We start from the raw sequence: 13,489 nt of genomic DNA on the forward strand, positions 1-13,489 counted from the left end.
GCGGAGGGATGGACCCTCCGATCAAGTCGGAGGGCGACGCCGGAAAAGAAGGGCGACTCAGGGACAAATGCGCGGCCCAAAAGAAAAGGGCGCGGCCGAAGCCGCGCCCTCTCTCATTTCTGGACCGGTGGATGGATCAGAAATCCATGCCGCCCATGCCGCCCATGCCGCCGCCGGGCATGGAGGGCATGCCGCTATCGCGCTTGGGCAGCTCGGCGACGAGCGCCTCGGTGGTGACGATCAGGGCCGCGATGGAGGCGGCGTCCTGGAGGGCGGTGCGCACGACCTTGGCCGGATCGACGATGCCGGAGGCGATCATGTCCACATACTCTTCCGTCTGGGCGTTGAAGCCGAAGGACGGATCGTTGGACTCCTGCACCTTGCCCACCACGATGGAGCCTTCCACGCCGGAATTCTCGGCGATCTGGCGGATGGGGGCCTCGAGGGCGCGCAGGACGATCTTGATGCCGGCCTTGATGTCGGCGTTGTCGGAGGTGACCTTCTCCACCGCCGCCTTGGCGCGGAGCAGGGCGACACCACCGCCGGGGACGATGCCCTCTTCCACCGCGGCGCGGGTGGCGTTGAGCGCGTCGTCAACGCGGTCCTTCTTCTCCTTCACCTCGACCTCGGTCGAGCCGCCGACGCGGATCACCGCGACGCCGCCCGCGAGCTTGGCCAGACGCTCCTGGAGCTTCTCGCGGTCGTAGTCCGAGGTGGTCTCCTCGATCTGCGCCTTGATCTGGTTGACGCGGGCCTCGATGTCGGCCTTCTCGCCGACGCCGTCCACGATGGTGGTCTTTTCCTTCTCGAGGATGACCTTCTTGGCGCGGCCGAGCTGGGCGATGGTGACGTTCTCGAGCTTGATGCCGAGGTCCTCGGAGATCACGGTGCCGCCGGTGAGGATGGCGATATCCTCAAGCATCGCCTTGCGGCGATCGCCGAAGCCGGGAGCCTTCACGGCCGCGACCTTCAGGCCGCCGCGCAGCTTGTTGACCACGAGGGTGGCGAGCGCCTCGCCTTCCACGTCCTCGGCGATGATGACGAGGGGACGGCCGGTCTGCACCACGGCCTCGAGGACCGGCAGGATCGGCTGGAGGCCGGAGAGCTTCTTGTCGAAGATCAGCAGGAAGGGCTCTTCCAGGTCGGCGATCATCTTCTCCGCGTTCGTGATGAAGTAGGGAGAGAGATAGCCACGGTCGAACTGCATGCCTTCGACCACTTCGAGCTCGGTCTCGGCGGTCTTGGCTTCCTCGACGGTGATGACGCCTTCGTTGCCCACGCGCTGCATGGCGCCGGCGATCATCTCGCCGATGGAGGCATCGCCGTTGGCGGAGATGGTGCCGACCTGCGCGACTTCCGCGGAGGAAGAGACCTTCTTGGCGCGGCCCTTGATGTCGGCGATGGCGGCGGCGACGGCGAGGTCGATGCCGCGCTTCAGGTCCATCGGGTTCATGCCGGCGGCAACCGCCTTGGCGCCTTCCTTCACGATGGCCTGGGCCAGCACGGTCGCGGTGGTGGTGCCGTCGCCGGCGAGATCGTTGGTCTTGGAGGCGACCTCACGCACGAGCTGCGCGCCGAGGTTCTCGAACTTGTCCTCAAGCTCGATCTCCTTCGCCACCGACACACCGTCCTTGGTGATGCGGGGGGCGCCGAAGCTCTTCTCGATGACGACGTTGCGGCCCTTGGGGCCGAGGGTCACCTTCACCGCGTTGGCGAGGATGTCGACACCGCGCAGCAGCTTCTCGCGCGCGTCGGAGGAGAACTTTACTTCTTTGGCAGCCATAACGGCCTCCTTGTGATTCTGTTTCGGTGGACCGGCTCAGAAGCGCGGACGACACATCACTTGGCCAAGCTCACTTGGCGATGACGCCGAGGATGTCGCTTTCCTTCATGATGAGCAGGTCCTGGCCGTCGATCTTGACCTCGGTGCCGGACCACTTGCCGAACAGCACGCGGTCGCCGGCCTGAACGTCGAGGGGGACGAGCTTGCCGCTCTCGTCACGGGCGCCGGCGCCCACCGCGATCACCTCGCCCTCCTGGGGCTTTTCCTTGGCGGTGTCGGGGATGATGATGCCGCCGGCGGTCTTCTGCTCGGCTTCGATGCGCTTGACGACCACGCGGTCGTGCAGAGGACGGAAGGACATGGGTCGTTACCTCTTTCGGGGGAGCGCGAGCCTTGGCCCGCCGTTCTGGCACTCCCGGATGAAGAGTGCCAAGCTCGTCGCGGAGATAAGGGCGCGTCCCCCCCGCGTCAAGGCGCGGTGCAGCAATTGGCAGGCTAGCAAAGCGGTAACGAGCCGTGGGATAAGCTCATCGGGAGCTGGGGCTTGACGGCGGATGGTGGCGGATGCGGACGGCATCGACGCCGACGACGCAAGCCTTTATGGTCGGGGCGACTATGGTCAGGCGACTGTCTGGGTGGTCGCATTCTTGTTCCAGGCGGCGGGAGGCCTCGGAAAGCACATGACGAAGATGGTTGCGGAATCCAAGTCTGCTTTATCCAGGCCTGCTTTCGGGCGTTCTGCTTTCGGGCGTTCTGTTTTCGGGCGGCAGCGCGCCGCCCTCGCCGGCGCCGCCCTTACGGTGCTCGCGCTGGGCCTCGCCGGCTGCGAAACCACGCCACCCGCGCCGCCGCCGCCCGCGCGCCCGGTCTATACCAGCCCGATCCCGCCGGACCGCCTCGTCGGCCGCTGGGGCCTCGCCGCCTACCACCGTCCGGACGACGCCACCCGCACCGAGGCGCAGGCCAAGTCCTCCTGCGGCAACCAGCCCTATGTCATTACCGCCGGCACCAATGGCGGCGTGATGATGTATCTCGCCGATGACAACAAGCTGACCGAACTGGTCTCCAAGCAGGTGGGCAACGGCCCGGTCTATATCGGCCCGCCCGATGACCCGGCCGGCGGCGAGCGCGACCGTCAGGTGGTGCGCTTCGACAACAACATCCTGGTGCTGCGCTTCGTCGATCCGGAAGTGGCCAAGCGCTACGGCACCATGGTGTACGTGCGCTGCGCGTGAGGGGAGGGCGCCCGCCGCCCCTTTACAGTCTGACGCTCAGCGCCCCAGGGCGCCAAGGTTACGCTCTGCTCAGCGCCCGAGGGCGCTGAGCACGGCCGACCCCCGGTTGGTGGGGTCGAAGACGTGCAGGCCCAGTTCCTCGGCCAGTTCCCGGAAGGCGGCGATGCCGCGCACGGAATTGCCCCGCGCATCGAGCCGGGGCGAATAGGTGGCGATGCCGAGCTGCCGGTTGACCACGCCCAGGATGCCGCCGCCCACGCCGCTCTTGGCCGGCACGCCCACGTCGAAGGCCCAGTTGCCGGCGAAATTGTACATCCCGCAGGTGAACATCACGGCGAGGGTCGAGCGCACCGCATCCACCGCGAACACCGTCGTGCCGGTGAGCGGATCCGCGCCGATGTTGGCGAGCGTCGCGCCCATGCGGGCGAGGTCGCCGGCCGTCACCAATATGGAGCACTGCCGGAAATAGAGGTCCAGCGTCGCATCCACGTCGGCGGTGAGCGCGCCGACGCTGGCGAGCAGATGCGCGATGCCGCGATTGCGGTGGGCCGTCTCGGCCTCGGAGCGGAACACCGCCTCGTCCACCGCGAGCCGCCGCCCCGCCGCCGCCGAGAAGCGATCCAGCACGAAATCCAGCGCCGCGTCGCCGAGATGCTCCACCAGCAGCCCCGAGACGGTGATGGCCCCGGCATTCACCATGGGGTTGAAGGGTCGGTTGGTCTCGGCGTCGAAGACGATGGCATTGAAGGCGTCGCCGGAGGGCTCCACGCCGACGCGGGAGAGCACCTTGTCCCGCCCGGCCACCTCAAGGGCGAGACAGAAGGCAAATGCCTTGGAAATCGACTGGATGGTGAACGCCACGCCGGCATCCCCGACCGCGACCACCTCGCCCGTCACCGAGACTGCGGCGATGCCGAAGCGGTCGGGGTCCACCAGCGCCAGTTCCGGGATGTAATCGGCGAGCGCGCCGGAGGTGTCGGCGCGGCTGCGCTCAAAAGTATGCCGCACCACCGTCTCCAGCCCGGAGCCGGCCGGCTCGGCGGAAGCCGCATGCGTCGGGCTCAAATCCATCCTCTTCCCCCTTGCGGTCCAGCGGATGCCGACCGCGATCGCGGACCCTGTGTCGCACCGTGCTGGCGACGAGCCAAGCACAAGACGAGCCAAGCAGGAGACGTGCCATGGCGCGCGATCGCGTCCGCGCAGACGGTTGCGCCGTAAGGAGAAACCGGCCTCGAATGGAATTAGTCTATTTCAAATTCTGGAATGCATCAGAACAGTTATCGTTTTGAATAAATCTAATATTTCCCGCCACGCTCCACCGCATATTGCCCGTAAGGTAGGGGGTTAATAAAACCGAGCTTAGTAGTCTGAATTGTGTCGAGCCCCGCGATGCCCGTCTTTACATGTGTTTCCAATGTCCGACATCGCCCGGGGAAGAGTTCGTCTGCTGGCGCAGGCCGGCCTCGTCTGGCGGCACGACGGTTCTCGACGCTTGCGCTGACGGCCGGATCACTGCTGGCGACCTCGGCGCTGGTCATGCCCTTGGCTTCCGGTGCGGCGCGGGCGCAGGAGGCCGAACCCTCCGTCGCGCTGCCCACGGTGAACGTGGAGGGCGTGGCCGAGACCGCCTGGGGCCCGGTGGACGGCTATGTGGCGACCCGCTCCGCCGCCGGCACCAAGACCGATACGCCGCTGATCGAGACGCCGCGCTCCATCTCCGTCGTCACCCGGCAGGAGATGGACGACCGCGCAGTGCAGAACGTGATCGACGCGGTCTCCTACACGGCGGGCGTCGTCACCGGCGCCTATGGCTATGACCCGCGCTTCGACGACATCTATCTGCGCGGCTTCTCGGTGACCTCCCGCGGCGACTTCCTCAACGGCCTGTCCCAGGGCTCCGGCAATTTCGCCTACTGGCGCACCGAGACCTACGGGCTGGAGCGCATCGACGTCATCAAGGGCCCGGCGAGCGTGCTCTACGGGCAGACGGTGCCGGGCGGCCTCATCAACCGCATCTCCAAGATGCCGGTCGACACGCCCTTCGCCGAGGTGGAAGGGCAGATCGGCGCGCCGGGCTGGTATCAGGCCGGCTTCGACGTGGGCGGAAAGGCGACGCAGGACGGCAACGTCCTCTACCGCCTCACCGGCGTCGCGCGCGCCGCGGACGGGCCCATCGACTACACCACCAACAACGAGCTTTTCCTCGCTCCGGCCATCACCTTCAAGGACGACAGCACCCGCCTCACGGTGCTGGCCAACATCCTCGATATCCGGCTGCCATCAAGCATCTATTACTACCAGACGCCGACGCTGCTCACGAAGATTCCCATCGGCACCACCTACAACGCCCTGAAGCAGACGCAGGAGCAGGTCGGGTACATCCTCGACCACGACTTCAACGATGTCTTCAGCGCGCACCAGAACGTGCGCTACGGCCATATCGAGAACCACAGCTTCTGGGCGTTCCCCACCGGCGTGCAGAACGGGCCGCTGGTAGAGATTTCCGCCAGCAACTACCGCGAGATTCTCGACACCTTCCAGGCCGACAATCAGGTGACGGCGAAGTTCGCCACCGGCGGGTTCAACCACAAGGTCATCGGCGGGGTCGACTTCCTCCTCGCCGAATCCACCTATTGGTACGACACCGGCTACAACACGGTGCCGATCAACCTGCTCAACGCCAACGTGCCGAACCTCGTGGTCATGCCGCCCAACACGATCGCGTCGGGCGGCGCGCTGTCGCAGGTTGGGCTCTACGCACAGGACCAGATTTCCTTCGGCAACGGATGGCACTTCACCCTGGGTGGCCGGCAGGACTTCGCCACCACCGACCAGAGCTATGCCGGCCTCACCACCGCCTCGCGCGATGACAGCGCCTTCACCTGGCAGGCCGGCCTGCTTTACGAATTCGCCAACGGCGTCTCGCCTTATGTGAGCTACGCCACGTCCTTCCTGCCCTCCCTCAACGTGGACGCCAACGGCCAGCTGCTGCAGCCTTCCACCGGCGAGCAGTATGAGGTGGGCATCAAGTTCCAGCCCAAGGGCGGCCGCAGCTTCTTCACCCTCGCCGCCTACCAGATCACCCAGAACAATTATGCGGTGCCCGACCCGAACACCTTCGTCTACAGCGCGGTGGGCGACGTGCGGGTGCGCGGCTTCGAGGCGGAGGCGCTGGTGGAGATGGCCGAGGGCCTCGACCTCACCGCAGCCTACACCTTCACCCAAGGCACCATCATCGACAGCGCCAACATCGCGACCATTGGCAAGACGCCCATCAACATGCCGTCGAACGTGGCCTCGCTCTGGCTCAAGTACACGTTCCAGGACGGCCCGTGGAAGGGCTTCGGCCTCGGCGCGGGCATCCGCTACGTGGGCGGGTTCTGGTCCAGCAACGACAACGTCTACCAGAACCCCGCCCAGTTCCCGGTGGATGCGGCGCTCTATTACGCGAAGGACAATTGGAGCCTGCAGCTCAATGGCAAGAACGTCTTCGGCCAGGAGCAGGCGCTCCTGAACGAGGGCTACTGGTACTGGCAGCAGGGGCGGACCGTGATGGCCACGGCCAAGGTCCGCTGGTGAGCCCGCCCGCACGGCCCGCCGCCGCCCGCCGGTTCAGCCTGCGGCCGGCGCTGGTGTGGGCGCACCGCATCCTCGGCCTGTCCACCGCGCTGTTCCTGGTGATCGCCGGGCTGACCGGCAGCGTGCTCGCCTTCCACCACGAGCTGGACGAATGGCTGAACCCCTCGGCCTACCGCGCCACCGCGGCGGGCACACCGCTCGGGCCTGAGGCTTTGGCGCGGGCCATCGAGGCCGGCCATCCCGACCGCCGCGTCTGGTACATGACGCTGGAGAGCGATGCCGGCCATGCCGCCAACGCCGCCGCGCTCGGCCGCATCGATCCGGCCACCGGCGAGGCGGTGCCCATCCCCGCCGACGTCTTTCAGGTGGACCCGGTGAGCGGCGAGGTGCTGGCGGCGCGCCTGTGGGGGGCCTGCTGTTTCTCCTCGCTCAACATCATCCCCTTCCTCTACGAATTCCACCACAACCTCAGCCTGCCCGGCGTCTATGGCATCCTGCTCATGGGCGGGGTGGCGATCCTCTGGCTGGTGGATGGCTTCGTCGGCTTCGCGCTGACCCTGCCGCGCGGTCAGCCGTTCCTCGCCAAATGGCGCGCGGCCTTTGCCATCAAGGGCGGCAGCGCCTTCCGCCTCAATCTCGACTGGCATCGCGCGGCCGGGCTCTGGCTGTTCGTGCTGCTCATCATCCTCGCCATCTCCTCGGTGGCGATGAACCTGCGCCGCGAGGTGGTGGAGCCGGTGGTGAGCCTGTTCTCGCAGCTCACGCCCACGCCCTTCTCCAACCCGCCGCTGGAGAAGCTCGCCGAGCGCACCCTCTCCTTCGACACTATGCTGGAGACGGGACTGAAGGAAGCCCGCGCCCGCGGCTGGCAGGAGCCGGCGAGCGAGATCTTCTTCTCGCCCCATTACGGCGTATTCGGCGTCGCCTTCGGCGACCACGACGACCCCATGGACACGCGCTGGCTCTATTTCGACGGCGAGACGGCGGCCTTCCGGAACGCCATCATCCCCGGCGTCGGCACGGCAGGGGACGTCTTCATCCAGATTCAGTTCCCCATCCATTCGGGGCGCATCCTCGGCCTCACCGGGCGCATCCTCATCGCCGTGATGGGCGTGGTCATCGCCGGCCTCGCCATCACCGGCGTCGCGGTGTGGTGGATGAAGCGCAAGGGGCGCGTGGGGCGCAAGGCCAAGGCGCGGGCGGGGAAGGCGTCCGACGCCCGGACGAAGGCGATGCCGGCGGAGTGAGGTGGGCGGTAAGCCTTGCCCTCACTCGTCCATCTTCAGCGCGGCGATGAAGGCTTCCTGCGGAATCTCCACCTTGCCGAACTGGCGCATCTTCTTCTTGCCTTCCTTCTGCTTGTCCAGAAGCTTGCGCTTGCGCGAGATGTCGCCGCCGTAGCACTTGGCGGTCACGTCCTTGCGCAGGGCCTTGATGGTCTCGCGGGCGATGATCTTGGCGCCGATGGCGGCCTGGATCGGGATGTTGAAGAGATGCTGGGGGATCAGATCCTTCAGCTTCTCGCACATCACCCGGCCGCGCGCGTCGGCGCGGGCGCGATGCACCAGCATGGAGAGCGCGTCCACCGGCTCGGAATTGACGAGGATGGACATCTTCACGAGGTCGCCGGGCCGGTATTCGGTGATCTGGTAGTCGAACGAGGCATAGCCCTTGGAGATGGACTTCAGCCGGTCGTAGAAATCGAACACCACCTCGTTCAGCGGCAGGTCATAGGTGACCATGGCGCGCGCGCCCACATAGGTCAGCTCGATCTGGGTGCCGCGCCGGTCCTGGCAGAGCTTGAGCACGGAGCCGAGATAATCGTCCGGGGTGAGGATGGTGGCGCGGATCCACGGCTCGCGGATTTCCTCGATCTTCACCACGTCCGGCATGTCGGCGGGATTGTGCAGGTCGATCACCGAGCCGTCCGTCATCTGGATCTCGTAGATGACCGAGGGGGCGGTGGCGATGAGGTCGAGGTTGAACTCGCGCTCCAGCCGCTCCTGGATGATCTCCAGATGCAGGAGCCCGAGGAAGCCGCAGCGGAAGCCGAAGCCGAGCGCGGCGGATGTTTCCATCTCGAAGGAGAAGCTGGCGTCGTTGAGGCGCAGCTTGCCCATGGCGGCGCGCAGATCCTCGAACTGCGCGGCATCCACCGGGAACAGGCCGCAGAACACCACCGGCTGGGCCGGCTTGAAGCCCGGCAAGGCGGCGTCGGTCTGGCGCTTGTCCTCGGTGATGGTATCGCCGACGCGGGTGTCGGCCACTTCCTTGATGGAGCCGGTGAGGAAGCCGATCTCGCCCGGGCCAAGCTCCGTGAGCGTCACCATCTTGGGGGTGAACACGCCCACCCGGTCCACGTCATAGACGGCGCCGGAGCCCATCATCTTGATGCGCTGGCCCTTCTTGAGCACGCCGTCGACGATGCGCACGAGGACGACCACGCCGAGATAGGTATCGTACCAAGAATCCACCAGCAGCGCCTTGAGCGGCGCCTCGCGGTCGCCCATGGGCGGCGGCAGGCGGGTGACGATGGCTTCCAGCACCTGATCGACATTAAGGCCGGTCTTGGCGGAGATGCCGATGGCGTCGGAGGCGTCGAGGCCGATCACGTCCTCGATCTGCGCCTTCACCTTCTCCGGCTCGGCGGCGGGCAGGTCCACCTTGTTGAGCACCGGCACGATGTCGTGGTTGTTGTCGATGGCCTGGTAGACGTTGGCGAGCGTCTGCGCCTCCACGCCCTGGGAGGCGTCCACCACCAAGAGCGAGCCTTCCACGGCGGCCAGCGAGCGGTTCACCTCATAGGCGAAGTCCACGTGGCCGGGGGTGTCGATGAGGTTGAGGACGTAGGTCTCGCCGTCCTGCGCCTTGTAGGAGAGGCGCACCGTCTGAGCCTTGATGGTGATGCCGCGCTCGCGCTCGATATCCATGCTGTCGAGCACCTGCTCCGTCATCTCGCGCTCGGAGAGCCCGCCGGTCATCTGGATGAGGCGGTCGGCGAGGGTCGACTTCCCGTGGTCGATATGGGCGACGATGGAGAAGTTGCGGATGTGCTTCTGGGCGGTGGCGGTCATCCGGGCCGCATAGCATCGGCGGGGGGCGGCCACAAGGCGAAGGCGCGATTAGGGTCCCGCCGGGAGACGCAACGGCCGGCTCGCGCGGGCCGCTGCCCGTCTTTGGTCTCCTGGAGAGCCGCACGCCCCGCTCGGCGCCCCCTCTCCCCTCGAAGCCGGCGATTGCCGGCTTCGAACTCCACGAGCCAAACTCGGCAACAGCCGAGTTTGGGCGGGAGAGGGCCGGGGTGAGGGGTATGCCTCTCCGGTTGCCGCACCTTGTGAGGCTCGGAGCCAGCCCCCTCATCCGTCACGCGGCTCGCGCCGCGTGCCACCTTCTCCCGCGAGGGGAGAAGGGAAACGGGTGGCTCACAGCCCCATGAGGCGGCGGGACTTGGGTGTGGGCTCGGAATCCTCCGTCGCGTCCGCCTCGGGGCCGGGATCGTCCGGCAGAGGCGGCAAGGCGACGATGGCGTCGGGCTTCTTGCCGGTTTCGGCGGTGCGTCCGCGCCCGGTTCCGTTGCCCGGCGGCGGGGCGAGAATGACGGGGACGGGCTCGGCAGGCGCTGCCCTGGTCGTTTCTTTCGGCGCGTCCTTGACGGGGCCAGCGGCCTTGGGCTCGAGCGCCTTCGGCGAGGCGGGCGTCTCGGCCGGCGTCGCCGGGACCTCCACGATCACCTCCACGGGGGCAACCGGGACGGCTTCCGCCGCCTTCGCTTCTGCCGCCGCGGCTTCGGCTGCCTTCACTTCAGCCGCCTTCACCTCGGCGGCCGTCTTTTCCGTTGCCTTCTGCTCGGCGATCTTCTTCTGCTCGGCGATCTTGGCCTCTTCGCTGGCGCGCACAGCGGCGATGGCCGCCTTCACCCGCTCGGCCTCATGCTCGAGGATGGGCGTGGCGGAGACGCCGGGCGGCACCTCCCAGACGAAGGCGTCGAGCCGGCCGGACACCGGGGACACCGGCGCCCAGCGGTCGGAGACGACGCCGTCGGCGATCCAGGCCGGGTCGCGGTTGGCGCGCACCGCGCGGGCGGTCCATTCGCGGGCCTTGCCGATGTCGGCATGCTCGGCCGCCTCCAGTTCCGCCATCAGCAGGCACACCCGCTGGCTGGGATCGGCGAGGAGCGGCTCCAGCACGAGGCGGGCCTGGCGGAATTCCTGCGCGTCGATGGCCGCGCGGGCGAGCGCGATGGCGCTTTCCCGCTGGGAGGGCGCCTTGTTGGCGAGGGTGCGGATGCGCTTGAGGCGATCGAGCGCCGCGTCGCCGGGGCGGAGGTACGCCTCCACGTCGGCAAGTTCGGGATGCGGGTTCGCGGCAAAGGCGGTCTCGACGATCTTTGCCGCCTTGCGCAGTTCCCCGGCGGCGCCGAGCAGGCGGCCGGCGCAGGCGGCGGCCGGTACCAACGTGGGGGCGAGGCGCACCGCCTCCACCGCCTTCTCGCGGGCGACCAGCGGGTCGGTCTGTTCCAGCGCGATGGCCTCGGCGGCGAGCAGCACCGCGCGGCGGCGGCGGTACTGGGCCTTGTCGATGCCCTTCTGCGCCATCTGGCGTTCGAGCACGGCGCGGGCGCCGGCATAGTCCCCGGCGGCGCAACGCGCCTCGATCACCGCATCGGCAGCCCAGCCCAGCGTCGGGGCGGCCGATGCGGCCTCCTCGGCGATGGCGTAGGCGGCGCCCTTGTCGCCGGCCTTGCGGGCTTCCATGTGCAGCCCGCGCAGGCCGAGGAGGCGGGTGGAGGGGTCGTCCACCATGGCGCGGAAGGCGGCGATGGCCACCTCCGGCTTGCCGTCCAGCTGTGCGGCCTGGGCGGTGAGGAGATGGGTGAGCGGCTCATGGGGCAGGAGCCGCGCGGCGTCATGGCGTGCCTGCCGCACGGCGGCATTGTCGCCGATGCCCACCGCGAGCAGGCCGCGCGACACCGCCTGCCAGCCCTTCTCGCGCTTGCGACGGCGGGAGAAGGCGGCGATCAGCCTGGGCGAGCGGATGAGCAGCGACAGCAGCCGCCACAGCAGCAGCAGCACGCCGGACACGACCGCGATGACGGCGAGGGCCACCGGCACGGTGGTTTCCACCCGCCATCCCTCCCACACCACGGCGATCTCGCCCGGTCGGTCGGCGAGCCAGGAAACGCCGAAGGCGGCGGCGGCGAGGAGGATGAGGAGCAGGATGAGGCGGATCACGGCACCTTCCCCGAAATGGCGGCCAGCTGCTGCTGGAAGAGAGTTCCGGCGGCCTTGACCGCGGCGGCCCGCGCTTCGATGTCGCGCATCACGGCGAGGCGCTGCTGCACGCTTTCCGGCAGCTGCTTGAGCGTCTTCAGGGCCTCGTCGAGCTGGCCGGCGCGCACCTGGGTGACGGCGGTGCCGATGAGTCCTTCCGAATCCACCGAGCCGGGGCCGGTGGCGGGGCGCACCTTCACGAGGTTTTCGGCCGAGGACATCAGCCGGTCCATCAGCGAGGCGCTCGCATCCGCCGGGGCCGGCGCGGATGCACCGAGCGCGGCGGCGCCCTCCTGCGCGAGGCGGGCGGCGAGGGCGGCGGCGGGCGCGAAGCCCTTTTCGGCCGCGCCGGCGAAGGCGTCGAGCTGGCCGGCGTTGGCACCGAGCGTGGCGCGGGCGGCGGCAAGTTCCGCCGCGAACGGACGGCCCGAGACCACCGCATCGCGGAAAGCGGCGACCACAACGAGGCTGGAGGCCGTGCGGTTGAACTGCGTGGCGGCCGTGCTCGTGTCGTCGATCTGCTTCTTCAGCGCGTCGAAGCGCGGGCCGATGGCTTCGGCCTGCTTCTCCAGTCCCTGCACCTGAGGCCCGAGGGCCTGCGTCTGGGTGGCGAGAGCCTGCAGCTGCGGGCCGAGCGACTGGGTGGCGCCGATGAGCGCCTGAACCTGCGGGGCGAGAGCGTCCACCTTGGGGGCGAGCGCCTCCGCCTTGGCGTTGGCCTCGCGGGCGCCTGTGGCGGCGGCGGCGACGGCGGTGCGCAGCGTACCCTCGCCACCCTTCAGGGCATCCACGTCGCGGCGCAGGCCGGCCAGCGCCTCGCGGGCCTGCTCGGTCGCGGTCTTGAGATCGTCCACGCTTTTCACAAGCGCGGGGGGAATGGCGGGCGCCGCCGGAGCGGCGGACGGGGTGGCGGAAGACGGGGCCGCCGGCGCGGCCCTGAGGCCGGCGAGGGCGTCCTGTACCGCCTTGAGCGCCGCCTCGTCGCGGTCGAGCCGCTCGGAGAGCGCGGCGATGGCCCGGGGATCGACCGCCGGACGCGCCTCCAGCGCGGCGATGCGCGACTGGAGCGGCGAGAGATCGACCTGCGGCGCGGCCACCGGGGCCGGGGGATAGAGGATCGGCAAGGCGTACCACAGCCCGCCCGCCGCCGCGCCGCCGCCGATGAGGCCGGCAATCAGCGCCGCGAACACGGTGCCGCCGCCGCCCTTGCGCGGGGTTTCAGGGGGGGGCTGGTGAGCGGCCGGAGCCTCGGCGGCCGCCTCAGTGGCGGCTTCGGCAGCAGCCTGGGCCTTGGCTTCCGCGATGGCCTCCACCTTGGCCTCAGCCTTGGCGTCAGCCTCCTGCCGCACCTCGGTCTCGGCCACCTGCTCGGCGCTCTTCTCGCTGGCCGCGCTTGAGGGCGTGTCAGCCGTGGAGGCGGGGGCCTGTCCCGGCACGGGGGCCTTTGCGCCCGACCCGGCCGGAGCCGGCGCGGAGGCGACTTCCTGCGCTTTCAGGTCAAGCGTGGGCGGGATGCGGGGCGTTCGGGAGGAGAAGTTCTCCGCCTTCGGATCGTCGCTCGCCGGCGTAGTGGTGGCCATCGGCGTCGCTCGTGCCTCCCTATTGGGTTCGGACCCGTCGTC

Annotated in this window: 9 protein-coding genes; 3 read left to right on the forward strand and 6 right to left on the reverse strand. The window is 68.6% G+C overall.

The genetic code is table 11. The features are described 5' to 3' along the window. Positions 1-136: 136 nt before the first annotated feature. Together groL and groES are read right to left on the reverse strand one after the other, a co-directional pair. Positions 137-1,783 (reverse strand): chaperonin GroEL, encoded by a 1,647-nt coding sequence (gene groL, locus J2126_RS13905; protein ID WP_209487525.1) that lies wholly within the window; start codon positions 1,781-1,783, stop codon positions 137-139. 70 nt (positions 1,784-1,853) lie between these two features. Next, positions 1,854-2,144, reverse strand: coding sequence for a co-chaperone GroES (gene groES / locus J2126_RS13910; RefSeq protein ID WP_024281106.1), 291 nt, complete (start codon positions 2,142-2,144; stop codon positions 1,854-1,856). Positions 2,145-2,463: 319 nt separating this feature from the next. On the opposite strand from groES, the gene J2126_RS13915 reads away from it, so the two are divergent. Further along, positions 2,464-3,018 (forward strand): hypothetical protein, encoded by a 555-nt coding sequence (locus tag J2126_RS13915; RefSeq protein WP_245327328.1) that lies wholly within the window; start codon positions 2,464-2,466, stop codon positions 3,016-3,018. Between the two features lie 69 nt (positions 3,019-3,087). Here the strand turns inward: J2126_RS13915 and glsA are convergent, their stop codons facing one another. Then, the gene (gene glsA, locus J2126_RS13920) at positions 3,088-4,083 is read right to left on the reverse strand and encodes a glutaminase A (protein ID WP_245327329.1); all 996 of its coding nucleotides are present in this window, start codon (positions 4,081-4,083) and stop codon (positions 3,088-3,090) included. A gap of 471 nt (positions 4,084-4,554) precedes the next feature. On the opposite strand from glsA, the gene J2126_RS13925 reads away from it, so the two are divergent. Next, positions 4,555-6,597: a TonB-dependent siderophore receptor gene (locus J2126_RS13925; protein ID WP_209487527.1), complete on the forward strand. Its 2,043-nt coding sequence runs from the start codon at positions 4,555-4,557 to the stop codon at positions 6,595-6,597. Further along, positions 6,594-7,844, forward strand: a complete 1,251-nt coding sequence (locus tag J2126_RS13930) for a PepSY-associated TM helix domain-containing protein (RefSeq protein ID WP_209487528.1) — start codon at positions 6,594-6,596, stop codon at positions 7,842-7,844. The genes J2126_RS13925 and J2126_RS13930 overlap by 4 nt, the downstream gene beginning before the upstream one ends. 21 nt (positions 7,845-7,865) lie before the next feature. On the opposite strand, the gene lepA is transcribed toward J2126_RS13930, so the two are convergent. The 3 genes from lepA to J2126_RS13945 form a co-directional block, all read right to left on the reverse strand. Beyond that, positions 7,866-9,671, reverse strand: a complete 1,806-nt coding sequence (lepA, locus tag J2126_RS13935) for a translation elongation factor 4 (RefSeq protein WP_209487529.1) — start codon at positions 9,669-9,671, stop codon at positions 7,866-7,868. Between the two features lie 348 nt (positions 9,672-10,019). Next, positions 10,020-11,828 carry a heme biosynthesis protein HemY gene (locus J2126_RS13940; RefSeq protein WP_209487530.1) on the reverse strand — a complete coding sequence of 603 codons (1,809 nt, stop codon included), beginning with the start codon at positions 11,826-11,828 and terminating at the stop codon, positions 10,020-10,022. Next, positions 11,825-13,447, reverse strand: a complete 1,623-nt coding sequence (locus J2126_RS13945; RefSeq protein ID WP_209487531.1) for a hypothetical protein — start codon at positions 13,445-13,447, stop codon at positions 11,825-11,827. Before J2126_RS13945 ends, J2126_RS13940 begins: the two co-directional genes overlap by 4 nt. Positions 13,448-13,489: the final 42 nt, after the last annotated feature.

The organism is Xanthobacter flavus (assembly GCF_017875275.1).
GTDB classification, from domain to species: Bacteria; Pseudomonadota; Alphaproteobacteria; order Rhizobiales; family Xanthobacteraceae; genus Xanthobacter; species Xanthobacter flavus_A.